This window comes from candidate division KSB1 bacterium (genome assembly GCA_034506255.1).
Lineage (GTDB): Bacteria > Zhuqueibacterota > Zhuqueibacteria > Zhuqueibacterales > Zhuqueibacteraceae > Coneutiohabitans > Coneutiohabitans thermophilus.
This window is the reverse complement of the sequence record JAPDPX010000005.1, coordinates 204,059-219,868: the sequence shown is the minus strand read 5'-3', so window position 1 is coordinate 219,868 and position 15,810 is coordinate 204,059. Positions and strand designations below refer to the sequence as shown.

Sequence of the window (15,810 nt, the reverse complement as noted above, 5' to 3'; positions counted from 1 at the left end):
TCTGTGCGTGAGAGTTTTGGGGGGTTCCATTTCGATCTGTATGGGCAAGGCGTAATGCGGCACGCAGCCCTGAACCAATTGCCAGGACGCTGATCGACGCCGTCTCGCGCTGATTTTTCATCAGTGGCAAACCGGACAAAGCGGCGCCGCCAAAATCTCCGCGGCCAGAATGGTGTCTTCAGGGGAATTTGCCATGCCGCACGCAGCACCTGTCAGAATGAAAATGAGCTTTCGTAGTAGTGCCTTCAGGCACCGACCCTGAGGGGCCTGCTACAAAAGTAGTCTTTTGGTGATAATTTGCCATGCCTGTATGGCCTCCCATCGGGATGAAAGTGTCGCGCAGACTTCTCCGATCGAAGCGGGGTTTGCAAATCACCGGGGTGGTGAAACGCTGCGAATGTTCAGGCCCAGGCCGGGTCGTGACAGGATGGTCGTCAAAATGGAGATGACAACATGGATCGTGAACCTCTGCAGGACAACGGACAGGTCACCTTCGCCAGCCGGAGCGCGGCGATGGGCGAAGAAGCACCCGCCTTTCCCTTCCCATCCTTCCTCAGTCTCAAACCGCTCATCGACTTGTGGCGCCAGTATGCCGCTGACGCCAATCCGGCCAAGTCTGCGGCGGCGCGGCAAATGCTGGCGGAATTGCTGAAGGCGCCGGCGCTGATTCAGCCCGTGGTGGAGCCGGAAGCGATAGCCCGCCACAAGGCGCTGGTGGAGCAGCTCTTCAGCGTCGTCTTTCCACATGCTGATTGGGAAACGGCACTGGCCGCCGCTGCCGTGCCCTTCGCGGAAAAGCCCTTCCACCTGACGCCGGCGTTCAAACTGCTCAATCTCTTCGGCGAAAACGGCGGCAGCCTTCGCGGGATGAACCTCGAACCGGCAGCGCTCAGACGCGACCGCATTCTCATGGCTTATTCCCACATTCTGCGGCGTTTTTATGATGTCGACACGCAGTTCGAGCATCCCCTGCTTGTCACTACTGCCGATCCCCAAACCGGGCTGGCGCGCCACTATCAGATCGATCTCGATTTGCGCTTCGTCGAAATCAAAAAAATCGGCGAGCCGGTGCCGCTGTCGGCGGGGGAGATTCGCCGGCTGCTCGCTCATCCCACCGCACTGGCGGCCTGGTATGAGTTGATCCCGCCGTCATGCTTCGAGTTTCACGGCTTCGCGATTTTCACCGCCCGCGAGGTGACCGGGCAACACTTGTTGTCCTCGCTCAAACATGACCTGCTCGCAAAACACGCGCTGAGGGAACCGGCGCAGCGGCAGGCGGTGCAGGAAAAGCTGCGTGCCCTGCTGCGACGGCCGGGGGTGCAGCTCGGCCTGGCCGCCATTCCCGGCACCCCGGAAATGTTGCTCGAACACGGCCGCAGCCTCGGCGGAAGCTTCATTCTGAGCGACGTCTGCCGGCAACAATGCGACACGTTTGCCGGTTCGCTCTACGAACATGCACTGCAGCGCAATGAAATCGTGATCGTCGAAAATCTCGAGGCCGCCCCGGCTGCCACCGGTGTCGAGCGCGCCCTGCTGCAGCAGGGAATCCGGAATATTTTCGTCGCGCCGCTGCAGGATGAAGGCAAACTCGTGGGCTTGTTGGAGCTGGGCTCTGCTCTGCCCGGCGACCTGCATGCCATGAATGTCCTCAAGCTGCACGAACTGCTGCCCTTCTTTGCCGCCGCCGTCAAGCGCAGCCTGGAGGAGCTGAACGAGCGCGTCGAAGCCGTCATCCAGGAACACTGCACCGCTCTGCATCCCGTGGTGGCATGGCGTTTTCACGCGGCGGCGCTCGCGTGTCTGCGCGCACGCGAAGCCGGCCTGCCGGCGGACATGGCGCCTGTCGTCTTCAGGGAGGTTTATCCGCTCTTCGGCCTGTCCGACGTGCGCAACTCGACCACGCAGCGGCAGAAGGCTATCCGTGCCGATTTGACCGGACAACTGCAGCTTGCCCGCCAGGCCATCCGCGCCGCCCTGGGCGAACGGCGGTTGCCGTTTCTCGCACAACTGGAAAATCGTCTGAATCAGCACCTGGAGACGATGTCCCGCGTGCTCAATCCGGGCGGGGAACGGGACACGCTGGAATTCCTCCGCCACGAGGTCGAGCCCTGTTTCGAGCCCTTGCAGGAGTTCTCCGCGACCGTGCGGGAGCACATCGCCGCTTATCGTGCCGCGCTCGATCCCGCCCTCGGCTGTGTGTATCGCCAGCGCCGGGATTTCGAAGACAGCCTCACCCGGCTCAATCAAATCATCGGCAGCTTGCTCGTTGCGCAGCAGGAAAAAGCGCAAGCCATCTTTCCGCATTACTTCGAAAAATACCAAAGTGACGGCATCGCGCATGTCATCTACCTGGGGGCCGCGCTGGTGGAGCAGGGCGGCTTCAATCCGCTTTATCTCAAGAACATCCGCCTGTGGCAGCTCCTGCTCATGTGCGGCGCGGCCCGTCTGGCGGAAGCGGAGAAGCCGAAGCTCAAAGTGCCACTGGAGATGACCCATCTCATTCTGGTGCAAAACACGCCGCTGACCATCCGCTTTCGCCATGACGAAAAGCGATTCGATCTCGAGGGGGCCTGTCTTGTGCCCGAGGCCTTCATGAAACAGCGCATTGACAAAGCCCTGATCAAGGGCACGCACGAGCGCCTGACCCAGCCCGGACGGCTCGCGATCGTCTATCGCCAGCCGGCGGAAGCCGCCGAATATCGTGAATATCTCGACTATCTTCGCACCCTCGGCGAGGTGACCGGCCCGGTGGAAGAGTTGGAGCTGGAGGAACTGGACGGCTTGCCGGATCTGCGGGCGCTGCGTGTGCAGGTGCAGTCGGCGGCGGCACCGTCGCCGGCGCAAGAACCAACCCGGGCCGCCGCCGAAGGCACTGCCGAAGCCGCTACCGAAGAGGTGGAAACCGAGGCTTGACTTTACTGGGCGATCTTTCTACTTTGCAAACACTTCGTTGGCGCGCATCGTCTCCACGGAGTGCAAGCTGCCGGCGGGTGCAGACATTGCAGGACGGTTGGGGGTGGCTTTTTCCGCTGGAGATTTTTTTGCCCGGGAGTTGCGCCGGCGACCGGCAGGCGCAAACCCGGCAGGTGATTTCTTTTCAGCCGAGCAGGCCCCGCATGTCCGTGCAAAACCAACCAACCAAAATCACGATTCCCGATCTGCACGCGAAAAAGGCGCGCGGCGAGAAAATCGTGATGCTGACCGCCTATGATTATTCCTCGGCCATGCTGGTCGAGCAAGCCGGCGTGGAAGTCATTCTGGTGGGTGATTCGCTCGGCATGGTGATGCTGGGCTACGACAGCACCGTGGCGGTGACCATGAGCGAGATGCTGCATCATTGCCGGGCGGTGGCTCGCGGCGCGCGACGCGCCTTCAAAATCGGCGACATGCCCTTTGGTTCTTACGAAACCTCGCCGGCGGAAGCCGTGCGCAATGCCGCGCGCTTCCTGAAGGAGGGCATGATGGAGGCGGTCAAGCTCGAAGGCGGGTTGGAGATGGCGCCCGCGGTCAAGGCCATCGTGGCCGCCGGCATTCCAGTGATGGGGCATATCGGGCTGACCCCGCAATCGTTGTCCAAGCTCGGCGGCTATCGTGTGCAGGGCAAAACCGCGGAAAGCGCTTTCGATCTGCTGCAGGATGCGCTCATTCTGCAGGATGCCGGCTGTTTCGCCCTGGTGCTGGAGGCGATTCCCGCGCCGCTGGCCGCACTGATCACGGCGCGGCTGGAGATTCCCGTCATTGGCATCGGCGCAGGCGCGGCCTGTGACGGCCAGGTGCTGGTGTATCACGATCTGCTGGGTTTGTTCGAGGGCTTGCAGCCGCGTTTCGTCAAGCGTTATGCCCAGGCCGGCACCTTCATCCGCGCGGCGCTGGCCTCCTACCGTGACGAGGTGATTTCCGGCCGCTTTCCCGGCGCCGAGCACACCTACCAAATGCCACCGGAGGAAATGGCCCGGCTGGAGGAAATGATCCGAAACGCGGAAGCGCCGTAACGGCGATGCGGGTTGCAATCATCGGCATCGGCGCGTTGGGCAGCCTGTTCGCCGCGCGTCTGCATGCGCTGTGCGAGCTGATCATGTGCGGCGACTGGCCGGAACAGGTGCAGGCCGTGCGCCACCACGGCCTGCGGTTGATCGACCGCCATCAACGTGTCAGCGTGCATCGGGTGCGCATCGCCAATGACGTGCGCGAAGTCGGCTGCGTCGAGCTGGCCTTCATTCTGGTGAAGAGTTACAAAACCGCGCAGGCCGCTGCGCTGGCAGAGCAGATTCTGGCGCCGGAGGGACTGGCGGTCACGCTGCAAAATGGGCTGGGGCACGCGGAAATTTTACAGGCCGCGCTGTCACCGCACCGCGTGATCGCGGGCAGCACGTCGCAAGGCGCCACGCTCGTGCGGCCCGGCGTGGTGCGCCATGCCGGCGAGGGCCCGACTTGTCTGGCGCAGCCGGCGCTATGGACGCCGGCGTTCGACCGGCTGCTGCAGCTCTTTGAACACGCGCAGATGGAGGTGCAGGTCCTGCCGGAGGTCACCCGTGTGCTGTGGCGCAAGCTGGTGATCAGCGCCGGCATCAATTCCCTGACGGCGTTGTTGCGCCAACCCAACGGTTATTTGGTGGAAAACGAGCTGGCGCGCGGCCTGATGCTGGAGGCCGTGGCCGAGGCGGCGCGTGTGGCGCGCACGCAAGGCGTGGCGCTCGATCCCGCCGAAGCCGGCGCGCAGGCGCTGGCCGTGGCGCGGGCCACGGCCGGCAATCATTCTTCCATGCTGCAGGACGTGCAGCGCGGCGCGCCCACGGAGATCGAGGCGATCACCGGCAGGATCGTGGCGCTCGCCGGGCAGGCGGGTGTGGCCACACCGGTCAACAACCTGCTGCTGCGGCTGATGCGCGACGGTGCAGAACAAATTGACATTGCCGAATTGATCCGTCTGAGAGAACATGATCGTCACCTCTGAAATTGCCCGCGTGCGCGCGGTGCGCTGGCAGGAGCCGCATTTGCGCTGGGGCTTCGTGCCCACCATGGGCTATTTGCACGAGGGCCATCTCGCCCTGGTGCGGCGTGCCCGCGCCGAGAATGACAAAGTCGCGGTCAGCATTTTCGTCAATCCCCTGCAATTCGGCCCGCGTGAGGATTTGAGCACTTATCCGCGCGCGCTGCAACGCGATCTGGAGATGCTGGCGGCCGTGCCGGCGGATCTGGTGTTCACGCCGGACGAACGGGAAATGTACCCTCCCGGCTTTCAAACCGTGGTTACCGTGCAAAACGTCACCAGACCATTGGAGGGCAGCTCGCGGCCCACGCATTTCCAGGGCGTGGCCACGGTGGTGGCGAAACTGTTCAATATCGTGCAGCCCACGCGCGCCTATTTCGGCCAGAAGGATGCGCAACAAACCGTGGTGGTGCGCCGGATGGTACAGGATCTCGATTTCAATCTGGAAGTCATCGTGTGCCCGACGGTGCGCGAAGCGGACGGCCTGGCCATGAGCTCGCGCAATGCCTATCTCTCGCCGGAAGAACGCCGCGCCGCCCCGGTGCTGTATCGTGCCCTGACCGCGGCACAGCAGGCGTGGCGGGCCGGCGAACGCCGCGCCGAGAGCCTGCGCCAGGAGATGCGCGCAATCATCGCGCAGGAAAAACTTGCGGTGGTGGATTATGTGAGCGTCGCTGACCCGGTGACGCTGGAAGAGCTCGAGACCATCAGCGGTCCGGCGCTGCTCTCGCTGGCGGTGTTTTTCGGCAAGACCCGCCTGATCGACAATGTGTTGCTGCCGGCAGCTTAGTGCGCCCGGCGGCGATTGGTTGCACGGGCATGGTTGTCGCCAAGACGGATGAAAAAGTCATTGATCGTATCACTACCCGCGAGCATGATGGACAAAACCGTGTGGAACGGCTGCAGCCGGATGGTCATCAAGTGCCTAAATTTTGCATGCGGGCACGCTGTTTCCCGGCATAAATGACGTGTTCGCAAACTCCGTCGGGAGTGAACTGTTTGTAGACATGGGAATCTTGCGAGTCTATAAACTCCGTTGGGAGTGGCCTGTGGAATTTCTCATGATATAGCGCGTTTTTTTTGATGAGAACCAACCAGGTCACTCTTGCCGGAGTTTACAGCACGTTTGCCCGCAAAATTTTTTATGCCCCGCTCCCTGGGGTGGTTGGGCGTCGCGATCAAATCGGCGTTCCTCGCGGATGGTAGCAATCTGGATGCAAAATTTCAGGAGATGGCACAGTGCCGGGCACCGCCGGGGACGTGGCGCGTCGTGCCGGGGCGGCACAGAATTTCCCTGTTTGACAAACCGGATGACAACGTGAACCCCCTGTCGCTTGCAACTGCCTTGTGTTGTGCCGTACCGGCTTTGCTCCTGTTGCCGGGCTGTGGTATGGAAAGAATCGCACAAATGGAAGCCCTGTTCAGGGCCTATAATCAGCCGGGAGTGCCCGGCGCCGCGGTCATGATCATTCACCGCGGCAAACCGGTTTTCGTGCGGGCCTACGGCCTGGCCAATCTCGCCGACCAAACACCGGTGCGGCCCGCCACCAATTTCCGGCTGGCCTCGCTGACGAAACAATTCACCGCGATGGCCATCATGATGCTGGTCGAGCACGGCAAACTGACCTACGAGCGCACGCTCACGGAAATCTTTCCGGAGTTCCCGGCTTACGGCCGCACCGTGACCCTCCGCCATCTGCTGCAGCACACCTCCGGCTTGATCGACTACGAAGACCTTCTGCCCGATACCGCCACGGTGCAGGTGCTCGATCGCGATGTGCTCGCGCTCATGCAGGCGCAGGACTCGACCTATTTTCCGCCGGGCACGCAGTATCGTTACAGCAATTCCGGCTATGCCGTGCTGGCGATGGTGGTCGAGCGGGTTTCCGGCATGCGCTTCGCGGAGTTTCTCCGCACCAACATCTTCCAGCCGCTGGGCATGCACACTACCGTGGCTTTTGAAAACGGCGTCTCGCACGTCCCGCACCGTGCCCTGGGCTACCGCGAGGAAAACGGCGCGTTTGTTCTCAAGGACCAAAGCCTGACCAGCGCCGTGCTCGGTGATGGCGGCATCTATTCCTCCCTCGAAGACCTGTTCAAGTGGGATCAGGCGCTTTACACGGAAAAACTGGTCAGTGCCGCCACCTTGCAGCAGGCCTTCACGCCCGGCGTTCTGGCGGATGGCCGGCCGCTGGATTATGGCTTCGGCTGGCGCGTGCAGGACTATCGCGGTCATCGCCGCCTGCAACACACCGGCAGCACCTCGGGTTTTCGCAACGTCATCCAACGCTATCCCGACGACAAATTCAGCGTGATCATTCTCACCAACCGCGCCGAGCCGGAGGTCGAAGAGTTGGCCACGCAGCTCACCGACATCTTTTTGTTTGGAAAATGACATGCCGGCAGCCTCACCGCAGCAGTCAGTTAGAAAATCCCGCCCTGCCAAGTCCTTGTGTCTGGTTCTGCTGAGCCTGAGCCTGTTGCACACCGGCTCTGCCGGCGCTGCCTCCGGCGAGGAAACCAGGAGTCACAAAAAGTCCAGGGAGAAACCACCAATGGTCACCGCCAACCTCGGCGGCGCGGCTGCTGTTCCGGCGCCGGATTCCCTCGTGCGCCTGCCTGCGGCCTTGGCGTTCGAGTTGCAGGATCAATACGGCATTTCCCGCAGTTGCCACTTTCCCGCGAACAAGATTCGCGTGGTGACCTTCGCCGATCACAAGGGCACGGCGCACATCGAAGGCTGGGTGCGGCCGCTTTACAAGCGCTATCGGGAGCGCATCGAAATTCATGGGGTGGCGATGCTGTCGGCGGTGCCGGTGCTCGCGCGCGGCCTGGTGAGCGGCATCATCAAGGCGCGCGTCGCCCACCCTGTGCTGCTGGATTGGGAAGGTCAGGTCACACAATACTACAATCGTGAACGGGATGATTTCCGGCTGGTGGTGATCGACGGTGCCGGCCACATTCACCTGAGCCTTGCCGGCGCAGCCGACAAGAACGGGTTGCAGGCGCTGTTTGCCCGTTTGGATGCCCTGCTGGCCGCCGCACCGCCGCCGCATGACCGGGACGAAAACCATGCAGGAACAAGTCATTCTGGTCGATGAAAACGATCAGCCCCTGGGCGTCGCCGAAAAATTGGCCGCCCACCGTGAGGGCTGGTTGCATCGCGCCTTTTCGATCTTCATCTTCAATGCCGGCGGCGAGATGCTGCTGCAACGCCGCGCGCTGAACAAATATCATTCGGCCGGCTTGTGGACCAATGCCTGCTGCAGTCATCCGCGGCCGGGCGAATCGCTTGCCGGTGCGGCGCACCGGCGCCTGCGCGAGGAGATGGGCTTTGAATGCCCGCTCGTGCCGGCGTTTCAATTCATTTACCGGGCGGAACTCGAACACGGCCTGATCGAGCATGAATACGATCACGTGTTCATCGGTGATCACTCCGGTGCGCTGCAGCCCGATCCCCGCGAAGTGATGGCTCACCGCTGGCTGAGCCTGCCCGCCCTCGCACAGGAACTGCAAACTTCGCCGGAAAACTACACCGTCTGGTTTCGCATTGCCGCGCCGCGCGCCGTGCGTTCGCGCGGCCTGCCGGGATTTGCCGACAGTGCCTGACCACCCGCCAGGGTCGCCCGGCCCAGTTGCCACGCCCCCATTGCCGATTTTGCTGCCTCCCTGTTGCGCCGGCCCGACACCATGCCCGCGGTGGTCGAGCCACTGCAACGCAAAGGAGGCAGCCGGGAATAACGCAAATCGAGTGTTGGCACGCAAATCGCGAAATCAGAGGGTGCAGAGCCGGCGTCGCGCACGCAACAGCATCCTGCGCGATCATCAAGGTCGGATCAAATCAACTGCTCCCCTCCTGCACCAGAGACGGACGACAAGTGAAATCCACCCAAACCCTCCTGTTGCTGCTTCTGCTTGCCGGCTGGACGGATGTCTGCCGGGCGCAACCGCCGGCCGGGTCTGCAGCGGTGCATGTGCCGCAGTGGGCGCAAGGCGCGGTGTGGTATCAAATCTTTCCCGAGCGCTTTCGCAACGGGGACCCGGGCAATGACCCCACGGCCTCGCGCACGCTCGGCCGCGACCAGGGCGCGGCCTGGCAACTCTCGCCGTGGACTGCGAATTGGTACAAGCTGCAGCCGTGGGAGCGCCGGCACAGCAACGACTTCTACGCCGAGAACGTGTTCAACCGCATGTACGGCGGCGACCTCATCGGCGTCATCGAAAAGCTCGATTACCTCGCCGATCTCGGCGTCACCGCACTGTATTTCACCCCGCTTTTTGAATCGCCCTCGTTGCACAAATATGACGCCAGCACCTGGCACCACATTGAGGCGGATTTCGGCCGCAATCGCGACGCCGATCTCGAACTGATGCGCCACGAGAAAAAGGACACCACCGCCTGGGCCTGGTCGAGCGCCGACAGCGTCTTTCTCGAATTGATCAAGCAGGCGCATGCCCGTGGCCTGCGGGTGGTGATCGACGGCGCCTTCAATCATGTCGGCCGTGAATTCTGGGCTTTTCAAGATGTGATCGCGCACCAGGCCAAATCCCGATACGCCAACTGGTTCTCCATCGAACGCTGGGACGATCCCGCCACACCGGCGGACGAGATGAAATACGACTGCTGGTGGGACGTTTGGACGCTGCCGGAATTTCGCGAGGATGAAAACGGCCTGCCGGCGGGCGTGAAGGCCTATGTCTGGGCCATCACCCGCCGCTGGATGGACCCCAATGGCGATGGCAATCCCGACGACGGTGTGGACGGCTGGCGCCTGGACGCCACCAGGGACGTCAGCCCGGCCTTCTGGCGGGAGTGGTGTGCCTATGCCCGCCGCCTCAATCCCGAAGTTTATCTCTGCGCCGAGATTTGGGAGGAGGCCCCGCATTGGATCAGCAACGACTTGTTCAACGCCGTGATGAATTATCCCTTCGCCTATGCGATAGTGAAGTTCTTCATCAATCAGCGGCGTGCGACGCTGTCGCCGCCGCAGTTTCAGGCAGAATTGGCGCGCCTGCTCAAACTCTATCCCGCGCCCGTCAATTTGGGTTTGATGAATCTGGTCAACACGCACGACACCGACCGCCTCGCCAGTATGATCTGCAATCCGGATTTGGATTACGACCGGCAGCGCTCGCCGCGTTCCAATCCCAATTATGATCCCACCAAACCCGGGCCCGAAGCCGTCAAAGTGCAGAAGATGATCGTGGCGTTGCAGGCCACGCATCCCGGCGCGCCGTTGATTTTCTATGGCGACGAAGCCGGCATGTGGGGCGCCGACGATCCCGATTGCCGCAAGCCGATGCTCTGGCCGGAATTCACCTATGAGCCGGAAACCTATGAAACCATCGGCCGCCAGGCACCGCCGGCGGTGGTGCAGTTCAATCACGATCTGCACCGGCATTATCGCACCCTGCTGCGTTTGCGTGCGCAACATCCGGCTTTGCGCTTCGGGGCGTGGCAGCCTTTGCTGGCGGAAGAGAAGCGCGCGCTGTGGGGCTTCGCGCGCTCCATGGCAGGCGATACGGTGCTCGCCTATTTCAATCTCGGGCAGCAGCAACAGGCCATTGCCCTGCCGGCCGCCGCCTTTGCCTGGCAGGACGTCCTGCAGAATGAAATCACCGCCAGCGGCAGCCTGCTGTTGCCGGCCAAAACCGCGGCCGTTTTGGTGCCCCGCAAATGAGCTGCCGGCAGCGCGATTTCTCCTCGCATGCCTGCTGCCCGGAAATATGCCCTCCCTGTTTGGATTGGCAGCGTCCGTTTGCTGCCTGACAACCTGGATTTCCCGGCGTGATTGCGGGCGGGGTTTTTGTGGTAAATTCCACCGGCCACTCCGGAGCCCGCATTTGGGGGATGGGGCGCAACTGTGGACACTTCGCTCCGCTGAAGCTGTTTCCTGGCGCTGCCTCGAGATGAGAGAAAGGACAACCGGCAGCCCGCTTGAGACGCCCTGTTCATAGCACGGCAGAGATTCAACCCTCGAGGTCAAGATCAAATCTCAAAAATCCACCCACGAAAACAGAATCCCCACGAACAAAAATCGTGGGAGTTCATTTTCTTGGGCGGCATGCCGTGACGCCCTCGGCAAACGGGCGAATTTCGCAGTCAACGCTGCGCCACATTCGAGAAAAGTCTGGCTTGACTTCGAACGGAATAACTGAAGTTGTTTTGTGAACACGCCAGTAATTCCGGGGAACAGCAGGCCAGCATGAAAAAATCAGGTACCAAGGCTTACCCCCCAGCCATTTTGCGGCTTGCCTTCCCGCGCATTTTTCCCTATCTTTTCGCATGATCATCTGCGCGGATTTCGATGGCACCATTGCACAAAACGATGTGGGCAGTTTGCTGGCCCGCAGCTTTGGCGACCCGGCGGTTTGTGAACGCCGCGTGGCCGCCTGGAAACGCGGAGCGATCAGCTCGCGGCAATGCCAGGAGCAGGAACTGGCCACGATGCGGGTGACGCCCGCCGCGCGGGCGGAATTTTGCGCACAGCAGCCTCTGACCCCCGGCTTTGTGGAATTCGTCGCGTTTTGCCGTGCCCGTCACTGGCCCTTGATCGTGTTGAGCGATGGCTTCGATGTCTACATCCGGCAGATTCTTGCCCGCCATGGTTTGGAGCTCCCGTTCGTGTGCAATCACTTGCGCTTTCTCCCACCCGATCGTGTGGCTGCAGAGTTCCCCTACTGGCAGTATAGTTGCGGCCGCTGCGGCAATTGCAAGGGTTACCCCGTGCGCCGCCTGCGCCGGCCGGGTGAGGAAGTGGTTTACATCGGTGACGGCTATTCCGATCGCTGCGGGGCGGCAGCGGCCGGGGTGATTTTTGCCAAACACGACCTGGCGGAATGGTGCCGGCAGAACGGGACGGCCTGTCACGCCTATGACGATTTCCATGCGATTGCCAGGATGCTGGCACAACAATCATGACGATTCTGCGCGACTTTCCCATTCTCAAAACCATCGGCGAATTTGCCGATCACCAGGGCTGCGCTGTTTATCTGGTGGGCGGTTTTGTGCGCGATTATCTGCTGCGCCGGCTGAACGAGGAAGAGAACCGCAAGGAGATGGATTTCGTGGTGGTGGGCAACGGCATCCAATTCGCCACGGCGCTGGCGCGCCACCTGAACGCGCCCAAGCCCGCCGTCTTTCAAAAATTCGGCACCGCCATGCTGCACTGGCAGGGACGCCGGCTGGAATTTGTCGGCGCGCGCAAAGAAAGCTACCGCGGCGAGTCCCGCAAGCCGGACGTGGCTCCCGCGGATTTGCCCGCGGATCTTGCCCGCCGCGATTTCACCATCAACGCCATGGCCGTCGCCCTGCACGCCGCCGAAGCCGGCCGCTTGATTGATCCCTACGACGGCCGCCATGATCTCACCCACAAAGTGATTCGCACGCCGCTGCAGCCGCAGGCCACTTTCAACGACGATCCGCTGCGTATTCTGCGCGGTATTCGCTTCGCGACGCAACTGCAGTTCCGCATCGCGCCGGATACCTTTGCCGCGATGCAGGCGACGCGCGAGCGCCTGCGCATCATTTCGCAGGAGCGCATCACCGAGGAGCTGCTCAAGATCATGGCCGCCCCCAGGCCCGCCCTGGGTTTCAACCTGCTCGATCAGGCGGGGGTGCTCGCGATCGTCCTGCCGGAGCTGGTTGAATTGAAGGGGGTGGAAGAATACGCCGGCTACCAGCACAAGGACGTGTTCAATCACACCCTGATGGTGCTGAACAATCTCAGCCGTCTCTCGGAGAAAATCCCGCTGCGGCTGGCGGCGCTGTTTCATGATATTGCCAAGCCGCGCACCAAAGAATTCAAACCCGGCAAAGGCTGGACTTTTCACGGCCATGAGGATGTCGGCGCCCGCCTGATCCCCGCGATCTTTCGCCGCCTGAAGTTGCCGCTGGAATGGGCGGCCTATGTGCAGAAACTCACCCGCCTGCATCTCCGGCCGATCGCGCTGACCGAGGAGGCCTGCACCGATTCCGCCTACCGGCGCCTGCTGTTTCAGGCGGGGGAAGATTTGGAAGATCTGCTGATGCTGTGCCGTTCGGACATCACCTCCGGCAACCCGCAGCGCCGCAGGCAGCATCTGGAGAATTTCGACTTTGTCGTCCAGCGCCTGAAGGAAGTCGAAGAGAAGGACCGCATGCGCGCGTTTCAATCGCCGGTGCGTGGGGAGGAGATCATGGCCCTGTGCAACCTCTCCCCCGGGCCGTTGGTGGGCAGGTTGAAAACTGCCATTGAAGAGGCGATCCTCGATGGCCTGATCCCCAACGAGCATGAAGCGGCACGCGCCTACCTGTTGCAGATCAAAGACCAAATCCTGGCGCAGGACAATCGCACCGAGAGCAATCCGCCGGAAACTTTTCATTGAATCGTCCGTCTCAGTCGCCTGTGTTTGAGCTCCTGGCGGGGAAACCGCAGCGACGAAATCAACAAGGCAAGTCCGAAAAACATTGGCGTTTCCGCATGTCCCGGCCGCGGCAAGAGGTTGCCATTCCCGCCCTCGTGCGGCCGGGGAGTTGCCGCGGCACGGGCGGTGGCACGACGGGCCGGACAAGGACGTCTCAGCCCAATCATCAATGCGCTTGTTAGGGCTTGAAAAGGTTGTGAAGAAGCTGTATTGCAAAAGATCAAAGTCACCAGAGGAGGGAGAAAGCAATGAATCTTGCAGAAGCCGGCACGAATGCCCCTGTTTCCCCGCAGACGATGGGGGTGTTTGAACGTTTGCTCGGTGTGTTCACCGTACCCGCGGCGACGATGCGCGACATCGCCGCACGCCCCACCTGGCTCCCGCCCATGATCATCGCGGTGCTGGTTTCCCTGGGATTTTCCCTTTTTTCCCAGGATTTGATTCTCGAAAGCCAGCGCACCGAAGTGCGCAAGCACAATCCCGAGATTACCGAACAACAGCTTGCGGTGATGGAGAAAATGACCAAAATTTCCACCCCCATCATGGCGGTGGTGATGACGCCCCTCATCTATCTGCTGATCAGCGGCGTCTTGCTGTTCACCGGCAACGTGTTGCTGGGCGGCGAGGCCAAATTCAAGACGCTTTTTGCCACCACCTCCTGGAGCGGGATGGTCTCGGTCTTGAGCACGCTCATCAACGCGCCGGTGATGAAAGCGCGCGGCGTGCTGGAGAGTGCGACCAGTCTGGCATTTCTGCTGCCGCCCGAAGACAATCAAACCCCGCTCTATTTTCTGCTGTCGCAGATCGATTTGTTCATCCTCTGGTGGGTGATTGTGCTGGGCTTCGGTTTTGCCGCCGCCTACAAATTCGCCACCAACAAGAGCATGACTGTGCTGTTCCTGTGGTGGGCCGCCATCGCGGGCATTGGATTCGGTCTCAAAATGATGTTCCGTTGAACGTCGAAACCTAGGAGAGTTGTGGTGATGATGAAACACCAAGTGGCATTGGTCTGCGGTGCACTGCTGGCGCTGACAACCGCGGGCCTGGCACAAAATGGCAAACCCCTGACGCTGCAGGAGTGCATCAGCATTGCGTTGCGCGGCAATTCCAGCCTGTTGAATGCCGAGCGCCGCTACCGCATCACCGGCACGGACGTGGCGCGTGCCCGCGCCGGCATCCTGCCCGCGCTGGATCTTGCGCTGTCCTCGGGCCGCTTTCGGCAGGGATCTCGCACCCGGCTGGGCGACGTGCCGGTCGGCATCGATCCCGTCACGGGCCAGGCCATTTTCCAGCGCCGGACCCTGACGCAGGCGGGTTTCAGCACCTCCGATCATTCCGCGCAAATCTCGCTGGCCGTGCCGCTGTTCGATTTCGGCGCGAACTGGAACCGCATCCGGCAGGCGGGAGCCGCCGAAGATGCCAGCGCCAAAACCTATGCCGCCGCCCGGCAGAACACGATTCTGACGGTGCACCAGCGCTACTTTGGCTACCTGAAGGAACGCCAGCTTCTGGCGGTTTACGAAGAGGCCGTGAAGCTGAGCGAGGAGCAGCTCAAACGCACCGAGAGCATGTACGAGATCGGCTCGGTGGCCCAGGGTGACGTCTTTCGCCAGCGCACCCAGCTCGGCAACGACCGCATCAATCTCATCACCCAGCAAAATGCCGTGCGCAATGCCCGTTCGCTTTTGAATGTTGCCATGGGCCGGCCGCCGGAGGCGGAGCTGGAAATCATTGATGTGGAAACCCTCCCCGAGATGCGGGAATACACGCTGGACGAGGTGCTCAAGGTGGCGGTCGAAAAGAACCCCGACTTGCAGAGCTACAAGTTTCAAATGCGCAGTGCGGAGATCGGCAAAAACCTGGCGCGCACCGCCTTTCTGCCGAGTTTTTCTCTTTCCGGCGGCTATCGCCGCAGTCACAACGAATTCGAGCGGGTCTATTCCGGCTTCGACAAAAATTGGAATGCCTCCGCCGGCATCGACATGCGGTTGAACCTGTTCAATGGCTTCTCGGACAAGGCCACCCTCGAACGTGAGAGTCTGAACTACCGCATCGCCGAGGAAAACTACACCGACCGTCTGCGCACCATCCGGCTGGAGGCCGAACAAGCGCTGCTCAGCCTGCAGGCCTGGAAGGAAATTACCGCGATCAATTCGGACAATCTCAAGTCGGCGCAGGAGGATTTGCGCCTGGCGCAGGAGCGCTATCGCGTCGGCGCCGGCACGCTGCTGGACATCATCAACGCCCAGGCCAACCTGACCCGGGCGCGCGCCACCCTGGTGCGTGCCAAGTACGACAGCATGATTGCCTATGCCCAGTTGAAAAACAGCATGGGTACACTGGAAGAGTAATTGCCAGCCAGACATGGCCAGGTGGGTGAGTCTGGCGTCGCCGGTCCGCCCGGAGCGGTGAGG

Annotated in this window: 12 protein-coding genes; all 12 read left to right on the top strand. The window is 61.6% G+C overall.

The window, feature by feature from the left end:
* Nucleotides 1-453: 453 nt before the first annotated feature.
* The 12 genes from ONB52_11740 (at nucleotide 454) to ONB52_11685 (ending at nucleotide 15,747) form a co-directional block, all read left to right on the top strand.
* Entirely contained in the window at nucleotides 454-2,913 is a 2,460-nt protein-coding gene (locus tag ONB52_11740; protein MDZ7416811.1) for a GAF domain-containing protein, read from the top strand.
* Between the two features lie 203 nt (nucleotides 2,914-3,116).
* A complete protein-coding gene (panB, locus tag ONB52_11735) occupies nucleotides 3,117-3,992 on the top strand; it encodes a 3-methyl-2-oxobutanoate hydroxymethyltransferase (GenBank protein ID MDZ7416810.1) in 876 nt (291 codons plus the stop codon).
* A 5-nt stretch (nucleotides 3,993-3,997) separates the two neighbouring features.
* On the top strand, nucleotides 3,998-4,954 hold the full coding sequence (locus ONB52_11730) for a 2-dehydropantoate 2-reductase (protein MDZ7416809.1): 957 nt from the start codon (nucleotides 3,998-4,000) through the stop codon (nucleotides 4,952-4,954).
* A complete protein-coding gene (panC, locus tag ONB52_11725; protein MDZ7416808.1) occupies nucleotides 4,938-5,780 on the top strand; it encodes a pantoate--beta-alanine ligase in 843 nt (280 codons plus the stop codon). The genes ONB52_11730 and panC overlap by 17 nt, the downstream gene beginning before the upstream one ends.
* A 618-nt stretch (nucleotides 5,781-6,398) precedes the next feature.
* Nucleotides 6,399-7,385: a beta-lactamase family protein gene (locus tag ONB52_11720; protein ID MDZ7416807.1), complete on the top strand. Its 987-nt coding sequence runs from the start codon at nucleotides 6,399-6,401 to the stop codon at nucleotides 7,383-7,385.
* Nucleotides 7,386-7,545: 160 nt separating this feature from the next.
* Complete coding sequence (locus tag ONB52_11715) at nucleotides 7,546-8,091, top strand: hypothetical protein (GenBank protein MDZ7416806.1); 546 nt, start codon at nucleotides 7,546-7,548, stop codon at nucleotides 8,089-8,091.
* The gene (gene idi / locus ONB52_11710; GenBank protein MDZ7416805.1) at nucleotides 8,063-8,599 is read left to right on the top strand and encodes an isopentenyl-diphosphate Delta-isomerase; all 537 of its coding nucleotides are present in this window, start codon (nucleotides 8,063-8,065) and stop codon (nucleotides 8,597-8,599) included. Before ONB52_11715 ends, idi begins: the two co-directional genes overlap by 29 nt.
* A gap of 269 nt (nucleotides 8,600-8,868) precedes the next feature.
* Nucleotides 8,869-10,671, top strand: coding sequence for a glycoside hydrolase family 13 protein (locus ONB52_11705; protein ID MDZ7416804.1), 1,803 nt, complete (start codon nucleotides 8,869-8,871; stop codon nucleotides 10,669-10,671).
* 605 nt (nucleotides 10,672-11,276) lie between these two features.
* Complete coding sequence (locus tag ONB52_11700) at nucleotides 11,277-11,912, top strand: MtnX-like HAD-IB family phosphatase (GenBank protein MDZ7416803.1); 636 nt, start codon at nucleotides 11,277-11,279, stop codon at nucleotides 11,910-11,912.
* Nucleotides 11,909-13,357, top strand: coding sequence for a CCA tRNA nucleotidyltransferase (locus ONB52_11695; protein MDZ7416802.1), 1,449 nt, complete (start codon nucleotides 11,909-11,911; stop codon nucleotides 13,355-13,357). The genes ONB52_11700 and ONB52_11695 overlap by 4 nt, the downstream gene beginning before the upstream one ends.
* A 287-nt stretch (nucleotides 13,358-13,644) precedes the next feature.
* The gene (locus ONB52_11690; GenBank protein MDZ7416801.1) at nucleotides 13,645-14,352 is read left to right on the top strand and encodes a YIP1 family protein; all 708 of its coding nucleotides are present in this window, start codon (nucleotides 13,645-13,647) and stop codon (nucleotides 14,350-14,352) included.
* Nucleotides 14,353-14,379: 27 nt separating this feature from the next.
* A complete protein-coding gene (locus ONB52_11685) occupies nucleotides 14,380-15,747 on the top strand; it encodes a TolC family protein (protein ID MDZ7416800.1) in 1,368 nt (455 codons plus the stop codon).
* Nucleotides 15,748-15,810: the final 63 nt, after the last annotated feature.